Annotated in this window: 12 protein-coding genes and 1 pseudogene; 7 read left to right on the top strand and 6 right to left on the bottom strand. The window is 60.5% G+C overall.

Annotated elements, in window-relative coordinates; genetic code table 11:
- Positions 1-22: 22 nt before the first annotated feature.
- A complete protein-coding gene (locus AC1DRN_RS25995; protein WP_223461846.1) occupies positions 23-289 on the top strand; it encodes a GDCCVxC domain-containing (seleno)protein in 267 nt (88 codons plus the stop codon).
- Between the two features lie 356 nt (positions 290-645).
- On the opposite strand, the pseudogene AC1DRN_RS26000 reads toward AC1DRN_RS25995, so the two are convergent.
- Positions 646-771, bottom strand: a pseudogene (locus AC1DRN_RS26000) (phage late control D family protein); the annotation flags it as partial.
- A gap of 244 nt (positions 772-1,015) precedes the next feature.
- On the opposite strand from AC1DRN_RS26000, the gene AC1DRN_RS26005 reads away from it, so the two are divergent.
- The 3 genes from AC1DRN_RS26005 to AC1DRN_RS26015 are packed head-to-tail and all read left to right on the top strand — an operon-like array spanning position 1,016 to position 3,567.
- Positions 1,016-2,098: a bifunctional transcriptional activator/DNA repair enzyme AdaA gene (locus AC1DRN_RS26005; RefSeq protein WP_223461848.1), complete on the top strand. Its 1,083-nt coding sequence runs from the start codon at positions 1,016-1,018 to the stop codon at positions 2,096-2,098.
- 34 nt (positions 2,099-2,132) lie between these two features.
- Entirely contained in the window at positions 2,133-2,945 is an 813-nt protein-coding gene (locus AC1DRN_RS26010; RefSeq protein WP_223461850.1) for an isocitrate lyase/PEP mutase family protein, read from the top strand.
- A 4-nt stretch (positions 2,946-2,949) separates the two neighbouring features.
- Positions 2,950-3,567 (top strand): DNA-3-methyladenine glycosylase family protein, encoded by a 618-nt coding sequence (locus AC1DRN_RS26015; protein WP_223461852.1) that lies wholly within the window; start codon positions 2,950-2,952, stop codon positions 3,565-3,567.
- Between the two features lie 139 nt (positions 3,568-3,706).
- On the opposite strand, the gene AC1DRN_RS26020 is transcribed toward AC1DRN_RS26015, so the two are convergent.
- The 3 genes from AC1DRN_RS26020 to AC1DRN_RS26030 all read right to left on the bottom strand — a co-directional run bounded on the left by AC1DRN_RS26020 (position 3,707) and on the right by AC1DRN_RS26030 (position 6,916).
- The gene (locus AC1DRN_RS26020) at positions 3,707-4,804 is read right to left on the bottom strand and encodes an extracellular solute-binding protein (protein ID WP_223461854.1); all 1,098 of its coding nucleotides are present in this window, start codon (positions 4,802-4,804) and stop codon (positions 3,707-3,709) included.
- Positions 4,805-4,806: 2 nt separating this feature from the next.
- The gene (gene aguA, locus AC1DRN_RS26025) at positions 4,807-5,931 is read right to left on the bottom strand and encodes an agmatine deiminase (protein WP_223461856.1); all 1,125 of its coding nucleotides are present in this window, start codon (positions 5,929-5,931) and stop codon (positions 4,807-4,809) included.
- 100 nt (positions 5,932-6,031) lie between these two features.
- Positions 6,032-6,916 (bottom strand): LysR substrate-binding domain-containing protein, encoded by an 885-nt coding sequence (locus AC1DRN_RS26030; RefSeq protein ID WP_008017542.1) that lies wholly within the window; start codon positions 6,914-6,916, stop codon positions 6,032-6,034.
- A gap of 221 nt (positions 6,917-7,137) precedes the next feature.
- Here AC1DRN_RS26030 and AC1DRN_RS26035 point away from each other — a divergent pair, with 221 nt between their 5' ends.
- Positions 7,138-7,629 (top strand): GFA family protein, encoded by a 492-nt coding sequence (locus tag AC1DRN_RS26035; protein WP_223461858.1) that lies wholly within the window; start codon positions 7,138-7,140, stop codon positions 7,627-7,629.
- Positions 7,630-7,644: 15 nt separating this feature from the next.
- Here the strand turns inward: AC1DRN_RS26035 and AC1DRN_RS26040 are convergent, their stop codons facing one another.
- On the bottom strand, positions 7,645-8,253 hold the full coding sequence (locus AC1DRN_RS26040; RefSeq protein ID WP_223461861.1) for a MiaE family protein: 609 nt from the start codon (positions 8,251-8,253) through the stop codon (positions 7,645-7,647).
- Positions 8,254-8,414: 161 nt separating this feature from the next.
- Here AC1DRN_RS26040 and AC1DRN_RS26045 point away from each other — a divergent pair, with 161 nt between their 5' ends.
- Positions 8,415-9,278 (top strand): universal stress protein, encoded by an 864-nt coding sequence (locus AC1DRN_RS26045; protein ID WP_223461863.1) that lies wholly within the window; start codon positions 8,415-8,417, stop codon positions 9,276-9,278.
- Positions 9,279-9,382: 104 nt separating this feature from the next.
- Here AC1DRN_RS26045 and AC1DRN_RS26050 read toward each other — a convergent pair whose 3' ends face one another.
- A complete protein-coding gene (locus AC1DRN_RS26050) occupies positions 9,383-9,853 on the bottom strand; it encodes a DUF1289 domain-containing protein (protein ID WP_034148841.1) in 471 nt (156 codons plus the stop codon).
- Positions 9,854-10,310: 457 nt separating this feature from the next.
- Here AC1DRN_RS26050 and acnB point away from each other — a divergent pair, with 457 nt between their 5' ends.
- The gene (gene acnB / locus AC1DRN_RS26055; protein WP_108215913.1) at positions 10,311-12,911 is read left to right on the top strand and encodes a bifunctional aconitate hydratase 2/2-methylisocitrate dehydratase; all 2,601 of its coding nucleotides are present in this window, start codon (positions 10,311-10,313) and stop codon (positions 12,909-12,911) included.
- Positions 12,912-12,928 lie beyond the last annotated feature (17 nt).

The following is a 12,928-nucleotide window of genomic DNA, read 5'->3' on the forward strand; positions in this document are numbered from 1 at the left end:
CAAATGAGCAAATGAGGCCGCCATGAGAGCCATCATCCTCGAATCCGTGTTGACCTGCCCACATTGCAGTTTCGCCAAGCAGGAAGCCATGCCCACAGATGCCTGTCAGTTTTTCTATGAATGTGGCAATTGCAGGACTCTGTTACGCCCAAATCCCGGTGACTGCTGTGTGTTCTGCTCGTTTGGCTCGATGAAGTGTCCGCCGATCCAGGAGCAGCGCGGATGCTGTGGCATCGGGACGGATGCACCCCCACACGTGGGGAAGCCCATTTTTGGGGGGGAGATTTAGGGTCGGCTTTCGCCTGGAGGAAGTAGCCTGGAACGCAGAGTTAAAGGTCCAAGGCTTGCGGCCAAGCGTCTTTCACTCAAATGGCCTGATTATTGCTCTATTGCTCATACGAGCTCCCAATTTACCAGGCACCAACGTAAAAGCAGCGGTTATGGGAGGTGTGTCATGTGGAATCAGCCTCTGATGCTTGTGGTGATCTACCTCACGATCACCCTCAGCATCGGCTGGTTGTGGTCCATTGCCATCCTGTATTGGCTTTGATCCAGGGGAAAAGTGAATCACTACCTGATTTTATAAACACAAATGATCGGCAGCTTCACGCCCCGAGGAAGTCAGTCAACCAAAATCGAGGTACTGATGCGCAACTCGAACTCATCGGACTCCATCCCGGGCTTGTCCAGGGTGCGCAGCTGGATCAGCCGATCATTGATCAAAGCCGTGATGTCGGCGCCATTGGCGACGATGCGAAACCTGGGGATCATGGAATTTTTCCAAAAAAAACCCGCACAAGGCGGGTATGAAAGTAAGGAGCTTGAGTTATCAAGCGGCACGAGTGTAGACCATCAATCCCATAGCGTGACCTGTTCCTGTGCAGCTGCGGCTTCGGTGCTGCTAATGGCTCGTCGTGCCTGAGGGATTTTTATTTGTGGTCGATTGCCTTCCGGTCCGAAATTCGCTGTCGATTTTCCGGTGGAGGCCACCCGTGACGCGATCTATGCTGCGCCCATGAACCTACAAAAAACGCTGCTTCCGCCCCGTGCCGAGATGGTTCGCGCCATGCTTGAACGAGACACTTCCTACGAGGGGGTGTTCTTCACGGCGGTCAAGACCACAGGCATCTTCTGCCGCCCCGGTTGCACCGCCCGCAGCCCTAAGCCTGAGAATGTCGAGTTCTTTGCCAACGCAGAACAATGTCTGGCGGCGGGCTATCGCGCCTGCCTGCGCTGCAAGCCGATGGACACCGCCGCCAGCGCGCCGGACTGGGTGCAGAAACTGTTTACATCGGTAGACAGCGACCCGGAACAGCGCTGGAGCGACGCCCATCTGCTGGCCGAAGGCATCGAACCGCTGAAATTGCGCCGCTGGTTCAAGCAGCATTTCGGCATGACCTTCCACGCGTGGCTGCGCGCCCGGCGTCTGGGCATGGCGCTGGGCGGGATCAAACAGGGCGACTCCATCGACGACGTTGCTTTCGATTCCGGTTACGAGTCCCTGAGCGGTTTTCGCGACGCTTTCCAGAAGTCGTTTCACATCACCCCGGGCCGCGCGGCCAATAGCGAGCCGCTGCTGTTCACACGCCTGACCACACCGCTGGGACCGATGATCGCCATGGCCGAACGGCGTGGACTGGTGCTGCTGGAGTTTCTCGACCAGGCCTCGCTGAACCCGGCGGTCGAGGCGCTGCAAAACCGTTTCGGTTATGCCGTGGCGCCGGGTCACAACGCGCATTTGCAGCAGATCGAAGCGCAATTGCCCGCGTATTTTGCCGGCACGCTCACCGAGTTCAGCGTGGCCTTGCACATGCCCGGCAGCGAGTTCTCCCGTCGGGTCTGGGCCGAACTGGCGAAGATCCCTTACGGCCGGACCACCACCTACGGCGCCATCGCGGCGAGGCTGGGCAAGCCCGGTGCCAGCCGCGCAGTGGGCCTGGCCAACGGGCATAACCGCTTATCGATTGTCGTGCCGTGCCACCGCGTGATCGGCGCCGACGGCTCGTTGACCGGCTACGCTGGAGGCCAGCCGCGCAAGGCGTTTTTGCTCAGGCTGGAGAACGCGGCGGTGCAGCTCACGGAGCAACTGGCGCTCTGATCCCCAACGTCTTTTTCATAAGGAAGGAAGCTCGATGGACAGGCTCGACAATCAACTGCACCAACTGCATCACGAGGGTTTGCTGATCCTCACCAACGTCGCCGATGCCGCTGGGGCGCGGCTGGTGGAGCAACTGGGCAACAAGGCCGTGGCCACCAGCAGCGCGGCGGTGGCCTGGGTGCATGGCTACCCGGACGGCAACACCCTGCCCCTTGAGCGCCTGGTCTCGACCGTCGAGTCGATTGCCCGGGTCATTTCGGTGCCGCTGACCGTGGACATCGAGGCCGGTTACTCCGATGACCTGGAACGGGTGGCCCAAGTAGTTGATGCGGTCATCGCCGCGGGCGCCGTCGGGATCAATATCGAAGACGGTTCCTCACCGCCGGAGTTGTTGGTACGCAAGATTGAAACCGCCCGCCAGGTGGCCGAGCGCCGTAACGTGAACCTGTTTATCAATGCGCGCACCGATGTCTACCTGCGGGGTCTGGTGCCTGCCGAAGATCGCGTCGCGGAAACTCTCAGGCGCGCCGCGCTGTATCAAGCAGCCGGGGCCAATGGCCTGTTTACGGCGGGCGTTACCGCCGAGTACGAGATCAAGGCGCTGTGCCAAGGCACCTCGCTGCCGCTGAATGTGCTCGGCTTCCCGGGCCTGCCGTCGCCCGAAGCGCTTGAAGCACTTGGCGTACGGCGTCTGACCGCCGGTTCAGGCATCGCCGAGTTCCTCTACGGCGCCATGGCTGGCATCGTCAAAAGTTTTCTGCAAACCGGCAAGTTCGATAGCCACGACCTGAAGGCCTTGACCTATGGCGAAGTGAACGCCCTGTTGAAACCGTCCGGGAAAGCCTGAGCCCATGTCTGACGGCTATCGGGCGGCCAGTGAGTTCCTGGCCGCCATCGATGACGACTGGCGCCGCCACATCGACGCCATCGGTCCGTGTCTGCACCAGCCGCATGCGGCGCGTGATCCGTATGAGTCACTGGTGCGGGCGATTGCCTATCAGCAACTGCATGCCAAGGCCGGCGATGCGATTGTCGGTCGGCTGCTGGCGCTGTTCGGTTCGGGTTCGTTTCCCAGGCCTGAACAGATTGTCGCGGCAGATTTCGACCAATTGCGCAGTTGCGGCTTTTCCGCGAGCAAGATCGCGACCATCCAGGGTATCGCCCAGGCGTCGCTGGACGGCGTGGTACCGGATTACGCCACGGCGCTGGCCATGGACGATGAAGCGCTGATCGAACGCCTGATCACGTTGCGCGGTGTGGGCCGCTGGACCGTGGAGATGCTGCTGATCTACAGCCTGGAACGGCCGGATATCCTGCCGGCCGATGACTTTGGCGTGCGTGAGGGTTATCGACGGCTCAAGGGCCTGGAGGTGCAGCCGACGCGCAAGCAGATGATCGAGATCGGATTGGCGTGGAGCCCTTACCGGACTGTGGCCTCGTGGTATTTGTGGCGGGTGCCCAACCGGTAGACCGCGTTTTCGTTCATCGCGAGCAAGCTCGCTCCCACATGGACTTCTGTGTAAATAAAATCTTTGGCAGACACAAAACCTGTGGGAGCGAGCTTGCTCGCGATGACGTCAGTAGCGGCACCTCATCATCCAAAACCAATCACAACCCCGACTTCAACCGACTGAACGCCCGGATCAGCGCCCGGTTGAACGCCTTGCCATTGTCATTCTTGCTGTACAGCGAAGCCCTGACCGCAGCTGTCGGATACGTCCCCGGATCGTTGCGAATCGCCGGGTCGACCAAACCGTCCGCCGCCGTGATCGCATTGGCGTAATGGATAGTGTCGGTGATCGGCGCAATCACTTCCGGGGTCATCAAATAGTCCATCAATGCCAGGCCGGCCTTCGGATGCGGCGCATCCTTGGGAATGACCATGGCATCGAACCAGATTAGCGTACCCTCCTGCGGAATCCGGTACTTAAGCGAATACGGTTTGCCCGCCACCTCGGCCTGGCCCGCCGCGATGCCCACGTTGCCGTTCCACGACATCGCCACGCAGGTATTGCCGTTGGCCAGGTCGCTGATGTTCAGGTCGTTGTCGAAGTAACGAATGTACGGCCGAATCTTCGCCAGTTGCTGCTCGGCCAGTTTCAGGTCATCGAGGCTCTGGCGGTTGATGTCCAGCCCCATGTATTTCATGACTGCGGCGAACACTTCGTTGGGATCGTTGAGCAGGCTGACCCCGCAATCGGCGAATTTCGAGACCACGGCCGGGTCGAACAGCATCGCCCAACTGTCGGTCGGCGCGTCGGGCAGGCGCTGTTTCACGGCCTGTTCCTGATAACCCACGCCTGTGGTGCCCCAGGCGTAGATCCCGGCATAGCGGTTGCCCGGATCGAACACCGCCATGTGCTGACGGAACTCCTCGCCGACGCCGGCAAAGTGCGGCAGTTGCTGCTTGTCGACCATCTGCACCGCGCCACTCTCGATGGCCCGGGACAGATGCTGCCCCGCCGTCAATACCAGGTCGTAGCCACTGCGGCCGGTCAGCAGCTTGGTCTCGACGGTTTCCAGGGAATCGAAGTGGTCGGCCACCACATGGATGCCGGTTTTCGCTTCAAAATTCTTCAAGGTGTCCGGGGCCAGGTATTCACCCCAGATGTACAGGTTGACCACCGGCCTGGCGCTGTCGGCGGCCTGCACACACAGGGGTGCAAGCACCAGCAGTATTGCTTGAGTCAGTTTGTGCAGGCCCATGGTTACGCTCCCTTTTTGCTGGAAGTAGTGGCGGCGTACTGCGGCATGGTGATGCATGCGACGTTGCCGCCACCGAGGAGGATTTCCCGGGAGTTTTCGATGCCGACGACGCTGTGCTTCGGGAACAATTCGGCCAGGGTCGCCAGCGCCACTGTGTCGTTGCGATCACCAAACAGCGGCACCACGATGGCACTGTTGCCGGCGTAGTAATTGATGTAAGACGCACAGATTTTCGTCCCGGCCTGGCGGGTATGGGTGCTGTCCTGCTGATCCAGCCCCTCGGCTTCTTCGGCCGTCCACTCCAGCACATCCGGCTGCGGCAGCTTGTGCACGATCAATTCGCGGCCACGGCTGTCGCGGGTGCTGCGCAGAATGTCGTAGGCCTCCTGATAGATTTCCCACTGCGGGTCGTCACGGTTGTCGGTCCATTGCAGCACCACTTCACCAGGACGCACGAAACACGCGAGGTCGTCGACGTGGCCATCGGTTTCGTCGAACTTGCAGCCCCGGGGCAGCCAGATCACCTGCTCGGCGCCGAGGTAGTCGGTCAGACGGCGGGTGACTTCGTCCTTGCCCAGATGCTGGTTGCGGTTGCGGTTGAGCAGGCATTGCTCGGTAGTGAGGATGCTGCCCTGGCCGTCGCTCTGGATGCCACCCATTTCGGCGATCAACGGCGCGCGATAGCGGTCGAAGCGTTCGATTTCGAGGATTTTGCTGGCGATCTGGTCGTCCTTGTCCCACGGGTAGTACAAGCCGCCGTCGAGCCCGCCATAGGCGTTGAATTCGAAATCGACGCCGCGCACTTCGCCACTCTGATCATTGACCACAAAACACGGGCCGCTGTCGCGGAACCAGGTGTCGTTGCAAGTCATTTCCACCACACGCACTTGCGGTGGCAACTGGCGGCGCGCGGTGGCGAACTGTGCCGCCGACGCGCACACAGTGACTGGCTCGCTCATGGAAATGGCAGTAACGATCTGTACCCAGACTTTCTGCGCAGGCTTGGCACCGTTGCGCCAGACGTCAGTGCGCTCCGGCCAGCCCAGCCAGCAACCGGACTTGGCTTCGAATTCGCCGGGCAGACGGAAACCGTCCTGTTTGGGAATGGTGTCAAGCAAGCGGGCCATGGTCAAACCTCTTCAGCGGGGATTGGAATGACCACAGGCTAAGGGCGTTGATGACTGGCTCGCCAACGATGATTATTTCGGAACACTTGAATTCAACTCATCAATCTAGCAACTGATCGTTGAACCACTCCAGCATCTGCGCCACCGCCGGACGTTCCAGCCGCACCCGTTCACACACCAGCGCGTATTGGCCCAGGGCGGTCATGCTCGACGTAAACGGGCGGACCAGCCGACCGCTGAGCAAATCCTCCTGGGCCGTCAGGTTGTCGCCCATGGCCACGCCCTGCCCTTGCGCCGCGGCCTCCAGCGCAAGCCCCGCATGGGCGAAATACAACTGGCGGTCCGGGCGTTGGTCGCCGGCATGGCTGGTGAGCCACGCGGTCCAGGTCTTGCCGTCCTGGTCGTCGTGTAGCAGGCAATGGCGAGCCAGATCCTTCGGGGTTTTCAGCGTGCCCTGGTTGAACAGGCCGGGACTGCACACCGGAAAGAACTGCAATGCCGGCAGCGGCCGGACGAAATACGCGGTGCTGTCCACGGGGCCTGTGCCGTAGGTGATCGCCAGGTCGATGTCTTCCCCGGGCGCCGTGGCGTCGATCGGTTGTTCGTACAGATGCAAGGTGATGTGCGGGTAACGCGCGTAGAAATCCGTGAGACGACTCATCAGCCACTTTTGCGCCAGCTCGGCGGTGACCGCCAGACGCAACACCGCCAGGGATGAGGGATCGCGCAGCTCGTCGCAGGCATCGCCAATCAACTCGAAGGCCTGTTGCAAACTCTGCATCAGGCGCCCGGCGGCCAGGGTCGGGCGAATCTGCCGGCCCTCGCGCACGAACAGCGATACACCGAGCTGCTCTTCGAGCTGGCGAATCTGGTGGCTGACCGCGCTGTCGGTGACACACAACTCGGCCGCCGCCCGGCCGAAATGGGCATGACGGGCAGCGCATTCGAAGGTTCGCAGGGCTGCCAGGGAAGGTAATCGTCGCATCAGGTCATGTCCCGGTTTCGAGGGGGACATGCTGACTCGGCAGTTGGTGGGCGTCCAGTGGGACCGCGTTATCGTTCATCGCAGGCAAGCCAGCTCCCACAGGGGAATGCATTCTAATGCGGGAGCGGCGGTGCGACGATTCGACTTGCTCGCGAAGGCGTCGGCACCATCACTGCATATCTTCTAGGCTGAACGGGATCACTCTACCAACGGAGACCAGCATGCAACTCGAAGGCTCCTGCCATTGCGGTGCGGTGTCATTCAGCCTGACCAGTGCCCACCCCTACCCCTATCAACGCTGCTATTGCTCGATCTGTCGCAAGACCCAGGGCGGGGGCGGCTTTGCGATCAACCTCGGGGGCGATGCCGCCAGCCTCAAGGTTCGCGGACGCAAACACATCGCGATTTACCATGCGCGACTCAAGGAAGAAGGCGACAAACGCGCCCACAGCAGCACCGCCGAGCGGCATTTCTGTTCGGTGTGCGGCTCGGGTCTGTGGTTGTTCAGCCCTGAATGGCCCGAGTTGATTCACCCCTTCGCCTCGGCGATCGACACCCCGCTGCCGGTGCCGCCAGAGCACACGCACCTGATGCTGGGTTCAAAGGCATCATGGGTGGAAGTCGAGGCGCAGCCCGGAGATCTACAGTTCGATCTGTACCCCGAAGAGTCCATCGCGCAATGGCATGAACGACTGGGTTTGAGCCGTTCATGACTGGGTGGTGCGGGATTACGCCGCTACCGGCACACCACTATGAAAACGGAACTCCACGTCCGGCGACTCGATCAGTTCCTGCTCGGCGGCGCGGACCTTGTCGATCACCAGGGCGATGTCCCTGGCGTCGCCGTACTGACAGGCCAGTTTCAGGTAACCCTGGAAATGCCGGGCCTCGCTCTTGAGCAGACCGAAGTAAAACTTGCCCAGTTCTTCGTCCAGATGCGGTACCAGCGCTTCGAAACGCTCGCAACTGCGGGCCTCGATGAATGCCCCCACCACCAATGTGTCCACCAGTTTCACCGGCTCGTGACTGCGTACCACCTTGCGCAGCCCCGACGCGTAACGCCCGGCGGACAGCTGGCGCAGTTCGATCTTGCGGCGCTTCATCAGGCGCATGACCTGTTCGTGGTGCACCAGCTCTTCCCGGGCCAGGCGCGACATCATGTTGATCAGGTCGACGTGGGAGTGATACTTGGCGATCAGGCTCAACGCGGTGCTGGCAGCCTTGAATTCGCAGTTCTTGTGGTCGATCAGCAGGGTTTCCTGATCGGCCAGCGCGGCCTGGATCCAGCCGTCGGGGGTGCGGCAGCCAAGGAACTCGTGAATTTCGGGAAGGATCATGGGGCTCACGGACAAATAGGTTCAAACGAAGGGCGCCGATTATACCGGCCTGCCCGCAGACCACCAGTCGCCAACCGTTGATATGCATCAAGTCCCCGAATCGCAGACAGCAACTATAGTTGTGCAACGCCGTGCTTTTTTATTGTCAGGAGATCGCGCTCATGCAAGCCGTACGCAGCATTCTGGTGGTCATCGACCCCGAACACTCCGAAAGCCTGGCGCTCAAACGGGCGAAGTTGATCGCCGGTGTGACCCAGGCGCAGTTGCATCTGCTGGTGTGCGATCCCAAGCATGATCACAGCGCCATGCTGGGTGTGCTCAAGGCCGCGTTACTTGCGGACGGCTACACCGTCACCACCGAGCAGGCCTGGAATCAGAGCCTGCACGAAACCATCGTCGATGTGCAGCAGGCGGAAGGTTGCGGCCTGGTGATCAAGCAACACTTTCCCGACAGCGCACTGAAAAGGGCCCTGCTGACACCCGAGGACTGGAAATTGCTGCGCCAATGCCCTTCCCCGGTACTGCTGGTGAAAACCGCTGGTTCATGGAAAGACAAAGTGATCCTGGCGGCCGTCGACGTGGGCAACGCTGACGGCGAACATCGCCATCTGCACAACACCATCATCGATCATGGCTATGACATCGCAACCCTGGCCAAGGCCCACTTGCACGTGATCAGCGCCCACCCGTCGCCGATGCTGTCGTCAGCCGACCCGACGTTTCAACTCAGCGAAACCATCCAGGCGCGCTACCGCGAGCAATGCAAGTCGTTCCAGGCTGAATTCGACATTGACGATGAACACCTGCACATCGAGGAAGGCCCGGCGGATGTGCTGATTCCGTTCATGGCGCACAAGCTGCAGGCGGCAGTGACGGTGATCGGCACCGTGGCGCGTAGCGGGTTGTCAGGGGTGTTGATCGGTAATACGGCGGAAGTGGTGCTGGATGCGGTCGAGAGCGATGTGCTGGTGCTCAAGCCGATGGAAGTGGCGGATCATCTTGAGGAAATTGCCGGCAAGCATTGAGATCTGTGCCGTCTGGTAAATCGCCATCGCGGGCAAGCCCGCTCCCACAGGGGATTTGTGAACGACACAGGTCCAATGTGGGAGCGAGCTTGCTCGCGATGCTTTTAGGCGCCAAAGGCGTCTTTGAGGAAACCCGGCGCAATGTAGCGCTGGTAATGGGCCTCGGAGAGCAGGAAAAATTCCCGATCGATGGCATCGCGCAATTCCGGCAGATTCCAGTCGCGAAACTCCGGCAGCAGCACCATCCCGTAGGCTTCCAGGTTGTTGATCACCCGTGCGCCCCGGGCGATCAACTGGTAGGCCCAGCAGTATTCCGACTGATGGGGCACGAAGCGGATCTTGCGTTGCTCCAGCTGCATTCGCAGCAGCGCCGGGTCGAAAATCTCCACCTTGGCGGCCATCACCTGGGACAGCAACTGCTCCAGGCGCAGCCATACCGCGCGCTTTTCCTCCTCGTTGTAACCGTTCCAGTGGATCACTTCGTGGTGGAAACGCTTGCAGCCACGGCACACCAGGTCACCGTAGACAGTGGAGCAAAGGCCGACGCATGGCGTCTTGATGGTCTGATTGGGCATAGATAGGCAAAACGCGAAAAAGCAGAACAGGCCGGCATGTTAGCCCTTTGTCGGCCATTGATCACCCCTCAACGTTCAGGGCCTTGGGTGAATCGGGGTTTGCCGGCCGCCTCCACCAAAGTCCAATAAACACTGACTTACCTTTAATTTTTTTTTGCCGTAGAATCAGCCTGCCTTTTTAGGCGCCAATGTCCGTTAGAAGCTGTTTTCAAAGCGTCACGAGCACAGTCGTTCCTTCAGAGCGGTGTTGGCGAGGGGTTTTTCCAGCGGGGAAAAGCCCAACGCCAACCCTCATCAGCTCCCGTTCTGCAGGCGTAAAACTTTGAAAGCAGCTTCTGTAAGGAATTGTCGGTAATTCTGGCTAAGTGGCTCACAACGCCATGCTGCGCATGAGTACGGCAATTTCGGGATGAGCGTCCCGGACACCCATTTGGGACCACTGATGAGGGTAATAACTGTGCTTGAAGCCTACCGCAAACATATCGAAGAGCGCGCAGCACTGGGTATCGTTCCCCAGCCGCTAAACGCCGAACAAACTGCAGGCCTGGTCGAGCTGCTGAAAAATCCCCCGGCTGGCGAAGAAGCATTCCTCGTTGACCTGATCACCAATCGCGTTCCGCCTGGAGTGGACGAAGCAGCCTATGTCAAGGCCGGCTTCCTGTCCGCCATCGCCAAAGGCGAAGCCAAATCCCCCCTGATCGACAAGAAGCGCGCTGTTGAACTGCTCGGCACCATGCAGGGCGGCTACAACATCGTGACTCTGGTAAACCTGCTGGACGACGCCGAACTGGCGCCAGTAGCTGCCAAAGAACTCAAGCACACCCTGCTGATGTTCGACGCCTTCCACGACGTCGCTGAAAAAGCCAAGAACGGTAACGTTCACGCCCAAGGCGTGCTGCAATCCTGGGCTGACGGCGAGTGGTTCGTGAAGCGCCCGACCCTGGCCGACAAGATCAGCCTGCGCGTGTTCAAGGTCACCGGCGAGACCAACACCGACGACCTGTCCCCTGCCCCTGATGCCTGGTCCCGTCCGGACATCCCGCTGCACGCCCTGGCCATGCTGAAAATGGCTCGCGACGGCATCGTGCCTGACGCACAAGGCGTCACCGGTCCGATGAAGCAGATCGAAGAAATGCGCGGTCAAGGTTTCCCTATCGCCTACGTCGGCGACGTGGTCGGTACCGGTTCGTCGCGTAAATCGGCGACCAACTCCGTACTGTGGTTCTTCGGCGACGACGTTCCCTACGTGCCGAACAAGCGTGCCGGCGGTTTCTGCTTCGGCAGCAAGATCGCTCCGATCTTCTACAACACCATGGAAGATGCCGGCGCACTGCCAATCGAGTTCGACGTATCCAACATGCACATGGGCGACGTGATCGACCTGTACCCGCATGCTGGCAAAGTCTGCAAGCACGGCACCGACGAAGTCCTGACCACCTTCGAAATGAAGACCCCGGTGCTGTTGGACGAAGTTCGCGCTGGCGGCCGTATTCCGCTGATCATCGGCCGTGGCCTGACCGAGAAGGCTCGCACCGAGCTGGGTCTGCCACCTTCGACCCTGTTCAAGAAGCCTGAAGCACCGGCTGAAAGCACCAAGGGTTTCACCCTGGCGCAGAAAATGGTCGGCAAGGCTTGCGGCGTGACCGGCGTTCGTCCGGGCACCTACTGCGAACCGAAGATGACCACCGTCGGCTCCCAGGACACCACAGGTCCGATGACCCGTGACGAACTGAAAGACCTGGCGTGCCTGGGCTTCTCGACCGATCTGGTGATGCAGTCCTTCTGCCACACCGCGGCCTATCCAAAGCCGATCGACGTGACCACCCACCACACCCTGCCTGACTTCATCATGACCCGCGGCGGCGTTTCCCTGCGTCCGGGCGACGGCATCATCCACTCGTGGCTGAACCGCATGCTGCTGCCGGACACCGTCGGTACCGGTGGTGACTCCCACACCCGTTTCCCGATCGGCATCTCGTTCCCGGCCGGTTCCGGCCTGGTCGCGTTCGCCGCAGCCACCGGCGTCATGCCGCTGGACATGCCTGAGTCGATCCTGGTTCGCTTCAAAGGCGAACTGCAGCCAGGCGTCACCCTGCGTGACCTGGTTCACGCCATTCCTTACTACGCGATCCAGGCTGGCCTGCTGACCGTAGAGAAGAAAGGCAAGAAGAACGCCTTCTCCGGTCGCATCCTGGAGATCGAAGGTCTGCCTAAACTGACCGTCGAGCAAGCGTTCGAACTGTCTGACGCCTCGGCTGAACGTTCGGCTGCCGGTTGCACCATCCAGCTGTCCAAAGAGTCGATTGCCGAATACCTGCAGTCCAACATCACCCTGCTGCGCTGGATGATCGGCGAAGGCTACGGCGATGCACGTACTCTGGAACGTCGCGCTCAAGCGATGGAAGCCTGGCTGGCCAACCCTGAGCTGCTGCAAGCGGACAAAGACGCTGAATACGCTGAAATCATCGAGATCGACCTGGCCGACATCAAGGAGCCTGTGCTCTGCGCGCCGAACGACCCGGACGACGCTCGCCTGCTCTCCAGCGTTGCTGGCGAGAAGATCGACGAAGTGTTCATCGGTTCGTGCATGACCAACATCGGTCACTTCCGCGCTGCCGGCAAGTTGCTGGAACAGGTCAAGGGTCAGTTGCCAACCCGTCTGTGGCTGTCGCCGCCGACCAAGATGGACGCTCACCAGCTGACCGAAGAAGGCTACTACGGCATCTACGGCAAGGCCGGCGCGCGCATGGAAATGCCAGGCTGCTCGCTGTGCATGGGTAACCAGGCACGTGTAGAGCCGAACTCGACTGTCGTGTCGACTTCGACCCGTAACTTCCCGAACCGTCTGGGTGACGGCGCGAACGTCTACCTGGCTTCGGCTGAGCTTGCGTCCGTGGCTTCCATCCTGGGTCGCCTGCCGACCGTCGAGGAGTACATGGAATACGCTGGCAAGATCGACAGCATGGCTGCCGATGTCTACCGCTACCTGTCCTTCGACCAGATCGCCGAGTTCCGTGAAGCTGCTGCGAACGCCAACATCCCGGTCGTTCAAGCCTAACGTTGCAACGCAATGAA

It is taken from the genome of Pseudomonas sp. P5_B3 (assembly GCF_056400405.1).

Excerpts from the sequence above, each read along its gene's own strand:
- AC1DRN_RS25995 (WP_223461846.1), top strand. The coding sequence starts at position 23 with ATGAGAGCCATCATCCTCGAATCCGTGTTGACCTGCCCACATTGCAGT.
- AC1DRN_RS26005 (WP_223461848.1), top strand. The coding sequence starts at position 1,016 with ATGAACCTACAAAAAACGCTGCTTCCGCCCCGTGCCGAGATGGTTCGC.
- AC1DRN_RS26010 (WP_223461850.1), top strand. The coding sequence starts at position 2,133 with ATGGACAGGCTCGACAATCAACTGCACCAACTGCATCACGAGGGTTTG.
- AC1DRN_RS26015 (WP_223461852.1), top strand. The coding sequence starts at position 2,950 with ATGTCTGACGGCTATCGGGCGGCCAGTGAGTTCCTGGCCGCCATCGAT.
- AC1DRN_RS26020 (WP_223461854.1), bottom strand. The coding sequence starts at position 4,804 with ATGGGCCTGCACAAACTGACTCAAGCAATACTGCTGGTGCTTGCACCC.
- aguA (WP_223461856.1), bottom strand. The coding sequence starts at position 5,931 with ATGGCCCGCTTGCTTGACACCATTCCCAAACAGGACGGTTTCCGTCTG.
- AC1DRN_RS26030 (WP_008017542.1), bottom strand. The coding sequence starts at position 6,916 with ATGCGACGATTACCTTCCCTGGCAGCCCTGCGAACCTTCGAATGCGCT.
- AC1DRN_RS26035 (WP_223461858.1), top strand. The coding sequence starts at position 7,138 with ATGCAACTCGAAGGCTCCTGCCATTGCGGTGCGGTGTCATTCAGCCTG.
- AC1DRN_RS26040 (WP_223461861.1), bottom strand. The coding sequence starts at position 8,253 with ATGATCCTTCCCGAAATTCACGAGTTCCTTGGCTGCCGCACCCCCGAC.
- AC1DRN_RS26045 (WP_223461863.1), top strand. The coding sequence starts at position 8,415 with ATGCAAGCCGTACGCAGCATTCTGGTGGTCATCGACCCCGAACACTCC.
- AC1DRN_RS26050 (WP_034148841.1), bottom strand. The coding sequence starts at position 9,853 with ATGCCCAATCAGACCATCAAGACGCCATGCGTCGGCCTTTGCTCCACT.